The organism is Vibrio olivae (assembly GCF_042428525.1).
Classification (GTDB): Bacteria; Pseudomonadota; Gammaproteobacteria; order Enterobacterales; family Vibrionaceae; genus Vibrio; species Vibrio olivae.
Window position 1 is genome coordinate 145,653 of the sequence record NZ_JBHMEP010000004.1, and the last position, 13,434, is coordinate 159,086.

The 13,434-nt window shown below is 46.0% G+C and carries 14 protein-coding genes; 9 read left to right on the forward strand and 5 right to left on the reverse strand.

The window, feature by feature from the left end:
• Window positions 1-101: 101 nt before the first annotated feature.
• A complete protein-coding gene (locus tag ACFFUV_RS14625; RefSeq protein WP_390194232.1) occupies window positions 102-2,768 on the forward strand; it encodes an ATP-binding protein in 2,667 nt (888 codons plus the stop codon).
• Here ACFFUV_RS14625 and ACFFUV_RS14630 read toward each other — a convergent pair.
• Both ACFFUV_RS14630 and ACFFUV_RS14635 read right to left on the reverse strand, forming a co-directional pair.
• Complete coding sequence (locus tag ACFFUV_RS14630; RefSeq protein ID WP_390194233.1) at window positions 2,751-3,203, reverse strand: dCMP deaminase family protein; 453 nt, start codon at window positions 3,201-3,203, stop codon at window positions 2,751-2,753. The genes ACFFUV_RS14625 and ACFFUV_RS14630 overlap by 18 nt on opposite strands.
• A gap of 470 nt (window positions 3,204-3,673) precedes the next feature.
• Window positions 3,674-4,342 (reverse strand): pyridoxamine 5'-phosphate oxidase family protein, encoded by a 669-nt coding sequence (locus ACFFUV_RS14635; protein WP_390194234.1) that lies wholly within the window; start codon window positions 4,340-4,342, stop codon window positions 3,674-3,676.
• A 97-nt stretch (window positions 4,343-4,439) separates the two neighbouring features.
• On the opposite strand from ACFFUV_RS14635, the gene pdxR reads away from it, so the two are divergent.
• Window positions 4,440-5,873, forward strand: a complete 1,434-nt coding sequence (gene pdxR, locus ACFFUV_RS14640; protein WP_390194422.1) for a MocR-like pyridoxine biosynthesis transcription factor PdxR — start codon at window positions 4,440-4,442, stop codon at window positions 5,871-5,873.
• Window positions 5,874-5,875: 2 nt separating this feature from the next.
• On the opposite strand, the gene yjeH is transcribed toward pdxR, so the two are convergent.
• Complete coding sequence (gene yjeH / locus ACFFUV_RS14645; RefSeq protein WP_390194236.1) at window positions 5,876-7,150, reverse strand: L-methionine/branched-chain amino acid transporter; 1,275 nt, start codon at window positions 7,148-7,150, stop codon at window positions 5,876-5,878.
• 209 nt (window positions 7,151-7,359) lie between these two features.
• On the opposite strand from yjeH, the gene ACFFUV_RS14650 reads away from it, so the two are divergent.
• From ACFFUV_RS14650 to yddG, 7 genes are all read left to right on the forward strand, one after another.
• Window positions 7,360-7,809: an Lrp/AsnC family transcriptional regulator gene (locus ACFFUV_RS14650; protein ID WP_390194237.1), complete on the forward strand. Its 450-nt coding sequence runs from the start codon at window positions 7,360-7,362 to the stop codon at window positions 7,807-7,809.
• A 15-nt stretch (window positions 7,810-7,824) separates the two neighbouring features.
• Window positions 7,825-8,745, forward strand: coding sequence for a LysR family transcriptional regulator (locus ACFFUV_RS14655; protein ID WP_390194238.1), 921 nt, complete (start codon window positions 7,825-7,827; stop codon window positions 8,743-8,745).
• A gap of 72 nt (window positions 8,746-8,817) precedes the next feature.
• On the forward strand, window positions 8,818-9,432 hold the full coding sequence (locus ACFFUV_RS14660) for a LysE family translocator (protein WP_390194239.1): 615 nt from the start codon (window positions 8,818-8,820) through the stop codon (window positions 9,430-9,432).
• A gap of 8 nt (window positions 9,433-9,440) precedes the next feature.
• The gene (locus ACFFUV_RS14665; RefSeq protein WP_390194241.1) at window positions 9,441-10,427 is read left to right on the forward strand and encodes a Gfo/Idh/MocA family protein; all 987 of its coding nucleotides are present in this window, start codon (window positions 9,441-9,443) and stop codon (window positions 10,425-10,427) included.
• A gap of 9 nt (window positions 10,428-10,436) precedes the next feature.
• On the forward strand, window positions 10,437-10,847 hold the full coding sequence (locus ACFFUV_RS14670; protein WP_390194242.1) for an OsmC family protein: 411 nt from the start codon (window positions 10,437-10,439) through the stop codon (window positions 10,845-10,847).
• A 131-nt stretch (window positions 10,848-10,978) separates the two neighbouring features.
• Entirely contained in the window at window positions 10,979-11,605 is a 627-nt protein-coding gene (locus tag ACFFUV_RS14675) for a cold-shock protein (RefSeq protein WP_390194243.1), read from the forward strand.
• Window positions 11,606-11,695: 90 nt separating this feature from the next.
• On the forward strand, window positions 11,696-12,616 hold the full coding sequence (gene yddG, locus ACFFUV_RS14680; RefSeq protein WP_390194244.1) for an aromatic amino acid DMT transporter YddG: 921 nt from the start codon (window positions 11,696-11,698) through the stop codon (window positions 12,614-12,616).
• A 9-nt stretch (window positions 12,617-12,625) separates the two neighbouring features.
• On the opposite strand, the gene ACFFUV_RS14685 is transcribed toward yddG, so the two are convergent.
• Window positions 12,626-13,123 (reverse strand): L,D-transpeptidase family protein, encoded by a 498-nt coding sequence (locus ACFFUV_RS14685; RefSeq protein WP_390194245.1) that lies wholly within the window; start codon window positions 13,121-13,123, stop codon window positions 12,626-12,628.
• A gap of 82 nt (window positions 13,124-13,205) precedes the next feature.
• On the reverse strand, window positions 13,206-13,394 hold the full coding sequence (locus tag ACFFUV_RS14690) for a hypothetical protein (protein ID WP_390194246.1): 189 nt from the start codon (window positions 13,392-13,394) through the stop codon (window positions 13,206-13,208).
• Window positions 13,395-13,434: the final 40 nt, after the last annotated feature.

Consider the following 13,434-nt stretch of genomic DNA (forward strand, 5'->3'; position numbering starts at 1 on the left):
CGTTGATAACAGAAATCATTCTAATTGATGAGTTTGTGAACAAATATTGTCTACTATTAACACTAGGCTAATTGATGTGTTAATCAAGGAGACGAATAGGAATGCGAGCAATCTCATGGATCGCGCTTGGGCAGTTATCGATTAAAACGCGTCTAATGCTTCTTTGTCTGATCCCCGCCGTTGTGATCATTGGATTCAGTGGCAACCTTGCATTTACTGTCGGCGAGCGTTTACATCAATTTGAGTTGATATCTGCAAAAGCGCGGTTATTGGGTGGTCTCTCGCAGTTCGCCGGTGAAACACATGAAACCCTCAATCGGCAGTTGGTGGGGGAGGGTATTCAACAGCAAATGGCCACAACGCAAGCGAAACTGTCGGCGTTACAAACTGTTCTTCGCTCATCTAAAGGTGTGATTGATGATGAGCGCTATGAGAGGTTGTTTCTCGATATTCAGAGTTTAGAAAACACGCTCAATGAACTTCATGGTGTGAAGAGTAATGAAGTCATCGAAGTCGGTCAGTTTTTCAACGAGCAGATCTATGACACTTATATTGATGTTCACCATTTGTCGGGCATTGCGACCAGTAAAGAAGTCAATCGCTTGGATTTGCAGCTATCGAATCTATATTGGCTTTATTTCTGGATGGAAAAAGAAGCTTGGCTAATCGAACAAGCTCAGCAGCTAGACTGGCAGTATCAGGATTATATTGCGGACTATTTTCAAATTCGTGACCGAGAGCAACTCCACCTCGAACAGTTTATTAATCAAGAACTTGAAGATCGATATCTCAATCAAATTGTTGAGCTATTTTCGAGTGTCCCTTTTCGCCGTGCGATGCAAGTGAGAGAAAGTCTATCTAACCCTCAGGTGACCCCACAACAGCTGGCGTTAGCATCCAATGCAGTAACGGTGCGCAATCAATTAGTGAAACAGCAAATGATGGTGTTTTCTAATCAGTTTCAGGAACGATTACAAACCCTCATTGCTACCGAGAAGAAAGAGTTACTTTTGATCGCGGCGATCAATGTCGTGCTCCTAACCTTTATGGTGACATGGGGCACGTCAACATTGTACCGAATCAACTCAAAGCTAAAACGTATTTTGAATTCCATGAGCCATCTTAGCAGCGATAGCGGAAAAGCACTTATTGAAGTTGATGGGAGTGATGAATTTACTGATTTTGCGCATAAACTTAACCAAGTGATTCAAGAGCTTATTCACTATGAGCAACAGTTAGTCAGTGCGAAAGAGCAGGCTGAGGGCGCCAACCGAACGAAAAGTATGTTTTTGGCTAATATGTCGCATGAAATTCGAACGCCACTCAATGCAATAGTCGGTATCACCGAAATCCTCGCAGATGGCGAATTGACACACAGCCAGCGTGAATTGATTGGGGATATTGATGCCTCTTCACAATCTCTTTTAGTCTTAATTAACGATATCCTCGACTTGTCTAAAATTGAGTCTGGCAATTTAGTGTTAACTCCCCACGAGACTCAAATTCATAATGTGGTTTTTGAAACCGTCAATATGGTGAATAGTAAAGCACTCAAAAATCAAAATGAGCTGTTTATTGAATTGAAACCCACGCTCCCTCCTTGGGTTAAATTGGATGAATTTCGCTTTAAACAAGTGCTGATGAACTTGCTCAGCAATGCGGTTAAGTTTACTCATGAAGGGTTTGTCTCGATTGCGGTATCTCACCATCGTAAAGAGGAGCAAGATTATATTCATTGCTGCATCACCGATTCAGGCGTTGGAATCGAAAGTGACAAACTGGAGTCAATCTTTTCCCCATTTACTCAAGAAGATGGCAGTATCACGCGTCGATATGGCGGGACTGGACTCGGGCTGACTATTTGTAAGCAAATTGTCGATTTGATGGGGGGACAAATAACGGTCGAATCACGGCGTGGTCTAGGCAGTAGTTTCATGGTTACGATTCCAGTTGAACTGGCTGGCGAGAACCACTCTAGACCGCATTACTCTCTGAAGGTACTCATGGTGGTCAATGGATCAAAGCATCAGCATTTAGTGATTGAAGAGTGTCAGCGACTCGGATTGAACGTTAAGGTGACGAAAACGGTCGAGGAGGCGACAGCCAGTCATGACCCAGTGGACGCCGTATTTTATTTTAAAACTCAGCAGGCGTTGGGAACGCGTCGGGAATTTGAAATGTTGCATCAGCACTACCCGCAAGCACAAATGGTACTGTTTCAACACCATTTGATAGCCTCTCATGAACTCGATGAGTGGGTGACAGCGTCGATCACATTACCGGTTTTAGGCGCGCGATTTGAGTCATTAATTCATATGCTCGAACACTCTGCCATGTCAGAGAAAGCATTGACTTTAGTGGGCGACAAAGCCATAGATGACGCTAAACAGAGCCTAGTGTTAATTGTTGAAGATAATTTGATGAATCAAAAAATCGCCAGTTTTTTCCTGAGTAAAATTGGTTTGGAATATGAGATTGCCGGTAACGGGCAGGAAGCATTGGATATGGTGTGTAAGCATCGTCACTACAGTGCGATTCTCATGGATTGCATGATGCCATTGATGGATGGTTTGACGGCAACACGAAAAATTCGTGAGTGGGAACAGCAGCATAATAAGCCGAGAACACCGATTATTGCATTAACAGCCAGTGTGCTGGAAGAAGAAATAAAAAGCTGCTATGACTCTGGCATGGATGCTTATTTACCCAAACCCTATAAATCTCAGCAGCTATTTGAGACCTTGCAGCGTTTAAGCGTCGCTGTTTAGTTCACTCAGTGGTAGCCAATTAACCGTTACACCTGCTTGTAAAAACATGTCTTGGCTGACCTGAATTTTATCGCCCCAACGTGAGAGAAAGTCTGGAGTCTGCTCTGGGCAATGTACACCTGAAATACCTGTTTGAATGATCTTGGCTGCGCAATTGGGGCATGGAAAATGGGTGACCCAAATCTCACATCCGTCCAAATCACGTTTAGCAAAGAGAATCGCGTTCTCTTCGGCATGCAGAGTTTTCAGGTACTTCATTTCGCGATCATCTATTTCCGCACTATCGGAAATTCCGTGTGGGTAACCATTAAACCCGACGGAGACAATTCGATTCTGCTTGGTGATCACAGCGCCGACTTGCGTTGAGGGATCTTTACTCCAAGACCCAACAAGCTCTGCCATTTGGTAGAAGCGCTTTGCCCATTTTGAATTCATTGTTTGGTTCCTCAAAGAGAAATAATTGGTGTGTTTTTAGTAACCTATGCGGCTTAATACACTAGTTTATAAGCTCAGTTGCGAAAGAAAAAGACATAACTGTGTTTCAGCTTCGCGAATTTGGTTGTTGCAATCGGTTGACCTTTCGATCGTATCGATAACCGATATGATAAAGAATGATATACGTTATTGAATAAGATAGGAAAGTGGATTTGAGGGCAACAAATAAAAAAGCCAATCACAAAAGGGTGATTGGCATAGATAAGTGTGAACAAGTTTGGTTCACTAACAACGTCAGTTGGCTAGGTGACCCTCGGCTTAATAAGGGTCAATATAACTAAAGCACTATATGTGCCAACTTTCAGAGTGTTAAATTGCCCATATTTTATGCACTTTTGGGGTTGGAATCGCATTCCATATTGTGAATTTGCAAAATGCGCTTTGCAAATTGCAATTTATGGTGCGTTTTATCATTCTTTCTCATCGGTGTACCAGCGGCCAGCATAAGCAGATTGGTAGTTAGGTTGTTGGATGTTTTGAGCGAGCTGGGCATCACCGCGCATGGGGCCGACCACAGTACGATAGGGTAATATTCCTGCCCATACAGGCCGGCTCATATCATTGTCATCATCGTTCACGGCGCCATGGCTCATTTTAACGGACGCTTCAACCAGCGGCATTCGCAGCAGGCGAGTAGCCGAGAGCTCTTTGTTATTACTCGGGCGCACTTCTTGGCTACGACCCGGCGCGATTTGTTCAATAAAGTGCGTTAATAGTCGGTCTTTCTCTCGATTATCTTCAATCACGGTAAATTCGCCAACCACCACGGCAGAGCGGTAATGGGCACTGTGATGAAAGGCAGAACGTGCTAATACCCAGCCGTCAAATAGCGTAAATGTCACACAGGTTGGCTTTGGCGTCGAAAGCTGGCGAAGCAGTCGGCTGTTGTGTGCACCATGAATATAGATAGCATCATCCACCCGCCATGCCAGCATGGGAATGACTAACGGGCCGGTTGCATCGTCAATTGCTACATGACCAATCAAACTTTCATCAATGATTTCATAAAGCTTTAGAGGGTCCGTTGCCGCTTTGTGAGAGGCTTTTTTGATGGTTGTACGAGGCGTATTTGACAGCATGTTTTTTCCTTAACTGAGTATCCAATGATTGCAATTTAGAAGCTAATTGGTACTTTATTGAGTACCAATTATGAATGATGAGTAGATCCAATTGGCAATGATTGATATTGGTGACTTGAGGCTTGAATCGCAATCAATGCCGGGTGGTGGCCACAAGCCAAAACATACCCAATTATTTGAAGCCATTCGCCATAAGATTGTGGCGGGTTTATGGCGTAACCAAGCCCAGCTGCCGTCAACTCGAGCTTTAGCCGCCGAGCTCGCGTTGAGTCGCAACACAGTAATCTCGGCTTATGAACAATTGGTGGCTGAAGGCTATATCGAAAGCCGGCGAGGGGCTGGCTATTATGTCGCGATTGCGTTGCCGGAGCAGTTTATTGGCAGTGCCCAGATCACGGAACTGTCCACTTCGGCGCCAGCTCCGCAAGATTTTAATCAGCCGTTTGCGCCGGGTGTGGCGGATTTAGAACGATTTCCTTGCCATAAATGGCAGCGCTATGTTCAGCGCCACTCAACACGCAAAAGTTTATTAGGTCATCAATCGCGGCAGGGTTATTTACCTTTGAGAGAGACACTCAGCGAGTACTTATCAAGCAGCCGCTCTGTCAGTTGCAATCCCCAACGGGTGATTATAACGTCAGGTGCACAGCAAGCATTGACCATCGCCTTAATGGCAACGGTATCGCGCGAACAAGATGTTCTCATGGAGCAGCCTGGTTACGCGCAAATGACGAACGTGATTGAGCTACTTGGATATCGATTAACTCCAGTGACCGTGTCACCTTATCATGGGCTTAATCTCGAACAAGTGCTGGCTAGCCGAGCCAAAGCCCTTTATATCACGCCAAGTAATCAATACCCGATGGGGACGTCGTTAACCACCGAACAACGCTTGAGCCTTATCGAATGGGCCACCAACAACGACAGTTGGATCATCGAAGACGATTACGACAGCGAGTTTCAATTTGCTCATCGCCCTTACTCCAGTTTACAGGGCTTAGCGGCTGGTATTCATCAAGATGAGCGTGTGATTTACATTGGGTCATTTAGTAAGACAATGTTTAACGGTTTAAGGCTTGGCTATTTAGTGGTCCCGGAGCATTTGGTTGAATCGTGTTTAGCACTTAAAAATATTCTTACGGGCGACTCACCGACGCACACCCAAGCAGCGTTGGCTGAATTTATTGCTGAAGGGGAGTTTGTGCGTCATCTGCGAAGGATGCGGCGTCTCTACCATCAAAAGCACGCTCAGATGCTCGCGTCGTTGGCTCGTCATTTGGGCGAGCGTGTTGAAGTGGTCAGTCAAGCCGCTGGGCTTCACATCACGTTACGTTGGTATGCTGGCATTGAAGAACAAATATGGGTTGAGAGAGCAAAACAGCAGGGGATTGTCATACGACCATTGAGTTACTACCAATCTGGCGGCGCCTCGAAGCGAGATTGGCGAGGCGCCGTTTTGGGGTTTGGTAACGTGGCAATCGATCAAATAGACACGCTCATTCAAAGATTAGCTAAACTATTTACAATATAGGATCACGACTCTTGATTACTCGGTTCCGCGTGCTGGGAATGGCGTCGCCATTTGTGCCAAGGCAGGAGCATGACACTTAATACACCAAGCGCATAGAGCATCGACCAACCTAAGCAGACGAACACGCCGCAGCACAACACCAAAGCGATAATCGCTAGGACGCGCTGAGCGCCACAGAGTAATTTGGTTGCTGAGAGCATGGCTAGTAAATACACGAGGACAAAAATACTGTTTGCGAGCTTAAGGAAAAACTCGAGATTAAGCCCTGACCATTGACTGAACGCACAAGAGATAACCAAGACGATGCCAATTAAATAGGTGGCATTTGCCGGTACGCCTCGGACAGAAAGGCGAGCCATCAAACTCTTTGGATGATATTCCCGTGCTTGTGACCAAATCATTCGAGATAAACTTTGAGTATACAAGTTGATGCTAGCAAAACAGGCAGAAAAACCAATCAGACTGATGATGATGGAAATCTGTTCACCGAACAATTTCTCGCTTAACCACGGAATGGATGTGCTATCAAGTTTTGGCGTGCCGTAAGCGCCAAATTTCAAAATGACCGCGGAGCAGAACCAATAAGTAACACCGGCAACGAAGCAGCCAACAATAATGGCGATCGGAAAATCGCGTTGCGGGTTTTTAAACTCTTCTCCCATATGGGCAAACGCTTCGATACCAACGAAACACCAAAACATGACGGCTAACGCAGAAGCGATAGGCCAAACACTTTGGCTGTCGAGAGGCGGCATCGTAAGGTCTTGGGCACCAATATCGCCTTTCCATAAAAAGGCCACAATTAATGTGAAGATCGCCAGCGCGATCACCGTCTGCAATTGTCCGGAGGACTTGGCTCCTGCCAAGTTGACCAGCACCAACAGTGCGACAGTGATAACTTGACATAACACCGGTGTGTCCAGTGGCGCTGGCAGTAACTGTTGGAGAAAGCCAGCGGCTAAAGCGACGGCGGCAGGGACACCAACAGGGATGATACTAATAAACAACCCAGCTACCGCACGCTCCATTCGCGCATTGAACGCTTTACGAACAAAGAAAGCGGTGCCACCGGCATTAGGATAGTGTTTGCCCATTTGCGCAAAGGTTAAAGCAATAGGACAAATCGCAATAAAAAGAAACAGCCACGCCCAAAGAGAGAGCGTCTGAGCGATGCCCGCGGCAATGGCTGGGATCATAAACAGGCCAGTACCCATCAACGTGGTTGATAATTGAGCGATACCGGAGGTCAGTGTGATTTCTTGCTTAAGCTGAGACATAGAGTTATTAGCGTTATTATTATTGGAGAAAATCGTAACTCAAATTATGCAACTTGGGCAGATAGCAAACTGGCGTGGTTAAGTGTCAAATTGACGTTTGTCGGCGCCAACAAAAAACGATTTGACGCTCTAGGCACATTCAGGCTTTTGTGTCACATTACGACCATAAATAAAAAAGCGCACAATCATCTAGTTAAGTATTTAAAGCCATGGACAAATTCGACCAACACATTCTTGAGATCCTCAAACATAATGCGCGGCGTTCAGTCAGCGATATTGCTCGAGAAGTGAACTTATCACGCTCAGCGGTGACCGCGAGAATTAAACGGCTTGAGACCGAGGGAGAGATTCTGGGTTATCACGCCAATCTTGCTAAAGATAAAAAGGAGCCTGATCTGATATGCGCCTATTTAGCTTTAAAGCTGGACACCAGCAACTCGATTAAGCGTTGTGAATCCTACGCACAATACATTTATGGTTTGGAGGGTGTAAAGAGTTGCCGCGCCATCAGCGGTGAAACCGATATGATGTTGTATGTGGAAGTGCCAAGCATGGCGAGAATGAGCGAGCTTCATGATGCGCTTTATCAAATTCCAGAGCTGAAACATTTAACCACTCATACTGTGCTCAGTGAGTTTTTCGATCTTTATAATCGTTAGTCAAAGAGTCAGCACATGAACCTTAATTTACTTCGCTCCCTGCAAATCTTAATTGAAGAACAGCACGTGAGTCGTGCTGCGCTGCGTTTACATATCACCCAATCAGCCATGAGTCGCCAACTGGCACAGTTAAGAACATTATTCGCTGATGAATTATTGGTCCGTGATGGTAACCAGTTGTTGCCAACGGCAAAGGCGCTTGAATTAAAAGAAAAATTGGACTTTGTGCTCAATGAATGCGATGGGCTACTCAATGACAAACCATTTACGCCAGAGAACTGGAAAGGGGAATTTGTGTTTTCCTCTAGCGACTATGTTGCTCAGTATTTGTTTCCTAAACTCGCACAGAAAGTTGAATCTCAAGCGCCTCGGCTTAATTTAGCATACCGGCTATGGGATCCGGCTTACTTAAGAGATTTCGACCATTGCGGTATTGATTTGGCTTCCACCATGACAATTGGCAGGGAAGCGCCGAAAGGATTAAAAAGTACGCTACTTGGCACTGATAGCTCCGTCTGTTTAGCGCGTCAAGATCATCCAGTTTTTAGCGCGCCGATTACCGCAAAGCGTCTTACTTCGTTCAGCCACGTCGCGGTAACTGGCGGTGGGGATAAAAATACACATATTGATGTGGCGTTAAAAACGCAGGGAGAACAGCGCCGAGTCGCATTGAAACTGCCGTTTTTTTCCGCCGCAGTGAATACTTTGCTAGAGAGTGATTACGTGTTAGTGGTTCCAGAGCATATTGCCAAAAACCTCTCCAGTCATGCACTGTTAAGTTACCAACCTCTGGCTTTTGCTACCGACGCTTTGGTGTATTGGTTGATCTGGCATCCGAAAGTAGATAACGACCCCGCCCACCAATGGATACGCCACCTGCTTCTGAGTATTATGCAGTCTTCACGCTACTCAATAGGTCATGACTTGAAATCATGACTGCTATGACTAACTTTGATTTTGAATCATGATGGGTTCGCGCTACATTACTCTCCTCACGAGGAGGTCTGTATGACAATTACGATTTGGTTTTCTTTATTTACCATATGCTTACTGGGTGCGATGTCACCAGGGCCTAGCCTTGCTATGGTTGCTAAGCACAGTTTGGCGGGCGGACGCAGTAATGGCTTGGCGACCGCTTGGGCGCACGCGTTTGGCATTGCGATTTATGCGTTTATAACGCTCATTGGCCTTGCGGTGGTACTGCAGCAGTCACCGCTACTGTTTAAGACCGTAAGTTATGCTGGGGCCGCGTATCTTGCCTACCTTGGGTTTAATGCTCTACGCTCAAAAGGGGGCGTGGCGGCTAAATTGGAGTCGGGTGAGGCGGTGAGTGTTTTTCAATCCGCCAAAGAAGGGTTTACTATCTCACTACTCAGCCCCAAAATTTCTCTATTTTTTATCGCTCTGTTTAGTCAGTTTGTGGCGATTGGCCATTCTTGGGAAAGCAAGTCAGTCATCGTGCTCACCCCATTTCTAGTCGACGGGCTATGGTATACACTGATCACATTGTTCCTCTCAAATCCACGCGTACTGGATAAAATTCGAACTCGCGCTGTGCTGATTGACCGATTGTCAGGCGCAGTACTGATTCTTCTGGCACTCCGTGTCATCTTAACGGTATAGATAAGATTATGATTAAATTAGCTGTCATCGGCACCAACTGGATTACTGATCGCTTTATCGACGCCGCGTTATTAACTAAACGTTTTGAACTTACCGCCGTATACTCAAGAGAACTTGATCGAGCGCGCCAATTTGCCGACCAATACGGCGCTGACATCGCTTGTTTTGATGACTTTGAGCAGTTCGCACAGAGCGATACTTATGAAGCTGTTTACATTGCAAGCCCTAATTCATTTCATGCGCCGCAAACCATAGCGCTGCTCAACGCTGGCAAACATGTGGCCTGTGAAAAGCCCTTAACGTCTAGTGATGAATTGGCGCAGCAAATGTATCGTGCGGCGGAAGATAACCAGCGAGTGTTGTTTGAAGCCTTTATGTCTCCGCACCGGCCCAATTTTAAGATTCTCAAAGCTCAGCTCAGCTCCATCGGCGCGATCCGTCAAGCTATGATCAGCTACTGCCAATATTCATCACGTTATCCGAAATACCTCAACGGTGAAAACCCAAATACGTTCAATCCTGCATTTTCTAATGGTTCAATCATGGACATTGGTTATTATTGTTTGGCCTCTGCCGTTGAGCTTTTTGGTGAACCTAAAGCGGTACAGGCTACTGCCCACCTGCTCGATTCCGGAGTGGATGGCAACGGAAGTGTGGTGATGAGTTACGATGGGTTTGATGTGGTCCTCAACCATTCAAAAACCAGCAATTCGTACTTAAACAGTGAAATTCAGGGTGAAGATGCAGCGCTTTTGGTTGAGATGATCTCAACGGCGCAAAAAGTGGTGAAAATCCCAAGAGGCAGTGAGCCTCAAGACTTAAGTGTTGAACAACAATCGAATCCGATGTTTGACGAAGCCCACGTGTTTGCTGATCAAGTACAAAGCAATGCCATTGACCCTGATTGCAAGCGCCGCTCGCTGTTGGTCGCCAAATTACTCAAACAAATTCGACAGCAAACGGGCGTCGTTTTTCCAACTGATAACACACAATAAGGAGTGCGCATGCAAGCCGAAGTAAAATGGATTGAAGATTTTAAGTTTCTAGGTCAATCGCAGTCAGGTCACTCTGTGGTGATGGATGGAAATGGGGGTGACACTGCGCCAAGCCCAATGGAGATGGTGTTAATGGCGGCGGGCGGCTGCAGTTCTGTTGATGTTGTCGACGGTTTAAAATCCGCCGGTCAATCGGTATCTGGTTGCGTGGCTAAGTTGACTACGGAGCGACGTGACACTGCGCCTCGGTTGTTTACGGCGATCAATATTCATTTTGACATTACAGGCAACGAGCTTGACGAAGAGGTGGTCGCACAAGTGACGGCGAACTCATTAGAAAAGTATTGTTCAGTTTGCTTGATGCTTGGTGCGGGTATCACCATGACTCACTCGTGGTCAATTGTGAAGTCGTTGTCCTAACGCCAAAGTATGAATAAGCCGAGCCATGTGCTCGGCTTTTTTCTATGCTTAAATCACGAGTGTTTCATTAACCACGTCAGTGCACCCACACGAAGTGCACAAGCATGACGTGATGATTTAAGTGAAAATAAGTGATGGCACACAAAGGGCAAATCAGCGAATGGTATCCAGATAAAGGCTATGGCTTTATTACGCCCGTTCATGGCGGAAACAAAGTTCGTTTTACAGAGCAGGCGCTGAAACGTCGTAAAATGAGGCCAAAGCGAGCAATGCCGGTGCGTTTCTCGATCAGTAAAGATGCATTAGGCCATGCTCAGGCGGCAAATATAGAGCCTTTAAGCGGTATTTCTTTTGATGTGTTTTTCGCGATTATTTTTATCACAGCGCTTGGTGGGGCAACATTCCATTATCGCTATCCTATCGAAGTGGTTTATTGGCTGCTTGCAGTTAATTTATTGATGAGTCTTGTCGTGGCGCTTGATGTGTGTGCTTGGCGAAATGCTAAACCACAGACTAGCGGTGCGGCGTTGTTGTTTATTGCCGTATTTGGTGGCTGGATACTTCCAGTTCTTAGCGCGCCATTTTCCCCGCTACCAACACGTTCCCTGCTGTTTCGTGCAGGGCAGTGGGGAGTGATGTTCGTGCACTTTGCTGTGTTGATTTATAGCCTTAGTGGTGAAGGGCGTGAGCAGATGCAGTTGATCGTTGATAGCGGGCGTTGGTTTTTATCCCACTATTTACCGGGTTTTGGTCAATAAAAGTTCAGTTATCCGTGTAAGTTATTGACTACATAGGATGACCAGCGCAATGTATCCGTCCATTTAGCAAAACAAAAAGACGGTGCGGTATTGAAACGTCATAAATATACACTGTGCGGTGTGATTGCGATTGTCCTTTGGAGCACAGTATCAGCGCTGATGCGCATAGTTACGGAGTCACTCGGGCCAGTTGGCGGTGCGGCGCTTATCTATTCGCTGGCGACAATGATGGTGATGATGGTTACCGGGTTACCGAGACGGTGCGATCTTTCATTGCGTTATGTGGTCATTGGTGGAGCGTTGTTTGCCGGATATGAGGCGTGTATGGCGCTCTCATTAGGCCTTGCAGATTCTCGGCATCAAGCCGTTGAAATGATGATCATCAACTATCTATGGCCGGCATTAACGGTGTTATTCGCCGCTCAGCTCAGTACAAAACGAGTCAGCCTGTGGCTTTACCCAAGTGTTGGTATCGCGTTTATCGGCGTTGTGTGGTCTATTTTGGGAGGGCAAACTTTCTCGCTGACTGCTCTAGCCAATAATATCGCCACCAATCCATTGAGCTTTAGCTTAGCTTTGATTGGTGCTGTGCTATGGGCAACCTACTGTGTGGTGACTAAACAGATCGGCAGCGGAAAAAGCGCGGTTGGGCTGTTTTTCTTGTTTACGGCCGCAGGGCTTTGGCTGCAATACGCATTAAGTGAGCAGCCACCCATGTCAATAACCTTGCCCAGTATCGCTTGGTTGGTCTTTACCGGAATCGTCATGGCCGCAGGATATGGGCTATGGAACCAAGCGCTCCTCGGTGGCAACATGATGCTATTAGCGACGTTATCCTACTTTACGCCTATCATGGCGGCGCTGTTTTCCGCCCTGTTATTAGGCATTTCGTTAAGCAGCGGCTTCTGGCAAGGCGTTGGCTTGGTAACGCTCGGCTCATTACTTTGCTGGTGGATGACACGCACCCCAGAGGAAGACAACGCAAACGCGCTGATAGAACGTGAGGCATGACCCCACGGCTTACCATTCGATATCAATCGGTGTACCGGGCTTAACCAACGCCAGAAATTCATCCATTTCATCATTGGTAAGTGCAATGCACCCATTCGTCCAGTCAAAACTTTGGATGTAGTTTGCTGAGTGGGTTTCGTCGTTTTTTAAACCGTGGATCTTAATGTTGCCACCTGGGTCAACATTAAGTTTATGCGCGTGTTCAATATCTCTTTGATTGGGATAAGAGACATGAATCGAGCGATAATACGACGAATCATTGGACACAAACCCTAAATAATAGCGACCTTCTGGTGTCCGTTGATCCCCTTCGCGCTGCTTATGTCCTTTTGGATTCTTACCCAAAGCAATGCGATAAGACTTCACAATATGCTGATTAGAAAATAGATACATACGGCGTTTTGATTTATCGACTTTCACTAAATCGATAGGGGCAGTGATGCTTGGTTTCGTCGGTGGTGTGATCGGAGTGATCGCATAACTGAGTGTTGAAAAGAGTACACTCATCAAAAGAAAAATTCGTACTGTCACGAGAAGGTCTGCCTCACCTTTAGTTTTAATATCACTTAAATTGTAAAAGATTTACTCATCAAGAATGACCCTTATTTGCCGCTTTTTGAACCTCTATCCGTAGGTGAATACGTAAATTTGTATCCAGATAACGAAATTGCCGTTTACTGCGGTTTGATGCGTACCAAATACGTCGTTTCGCTTTGTCGTAATCGGACATGTCAAAGACAGTTTCAGGCAAGGTCGCCATACCCAACTTCATTAACATGATTGAGCGTTTTGATTAACAGTCACTTGATTTGCTCGAG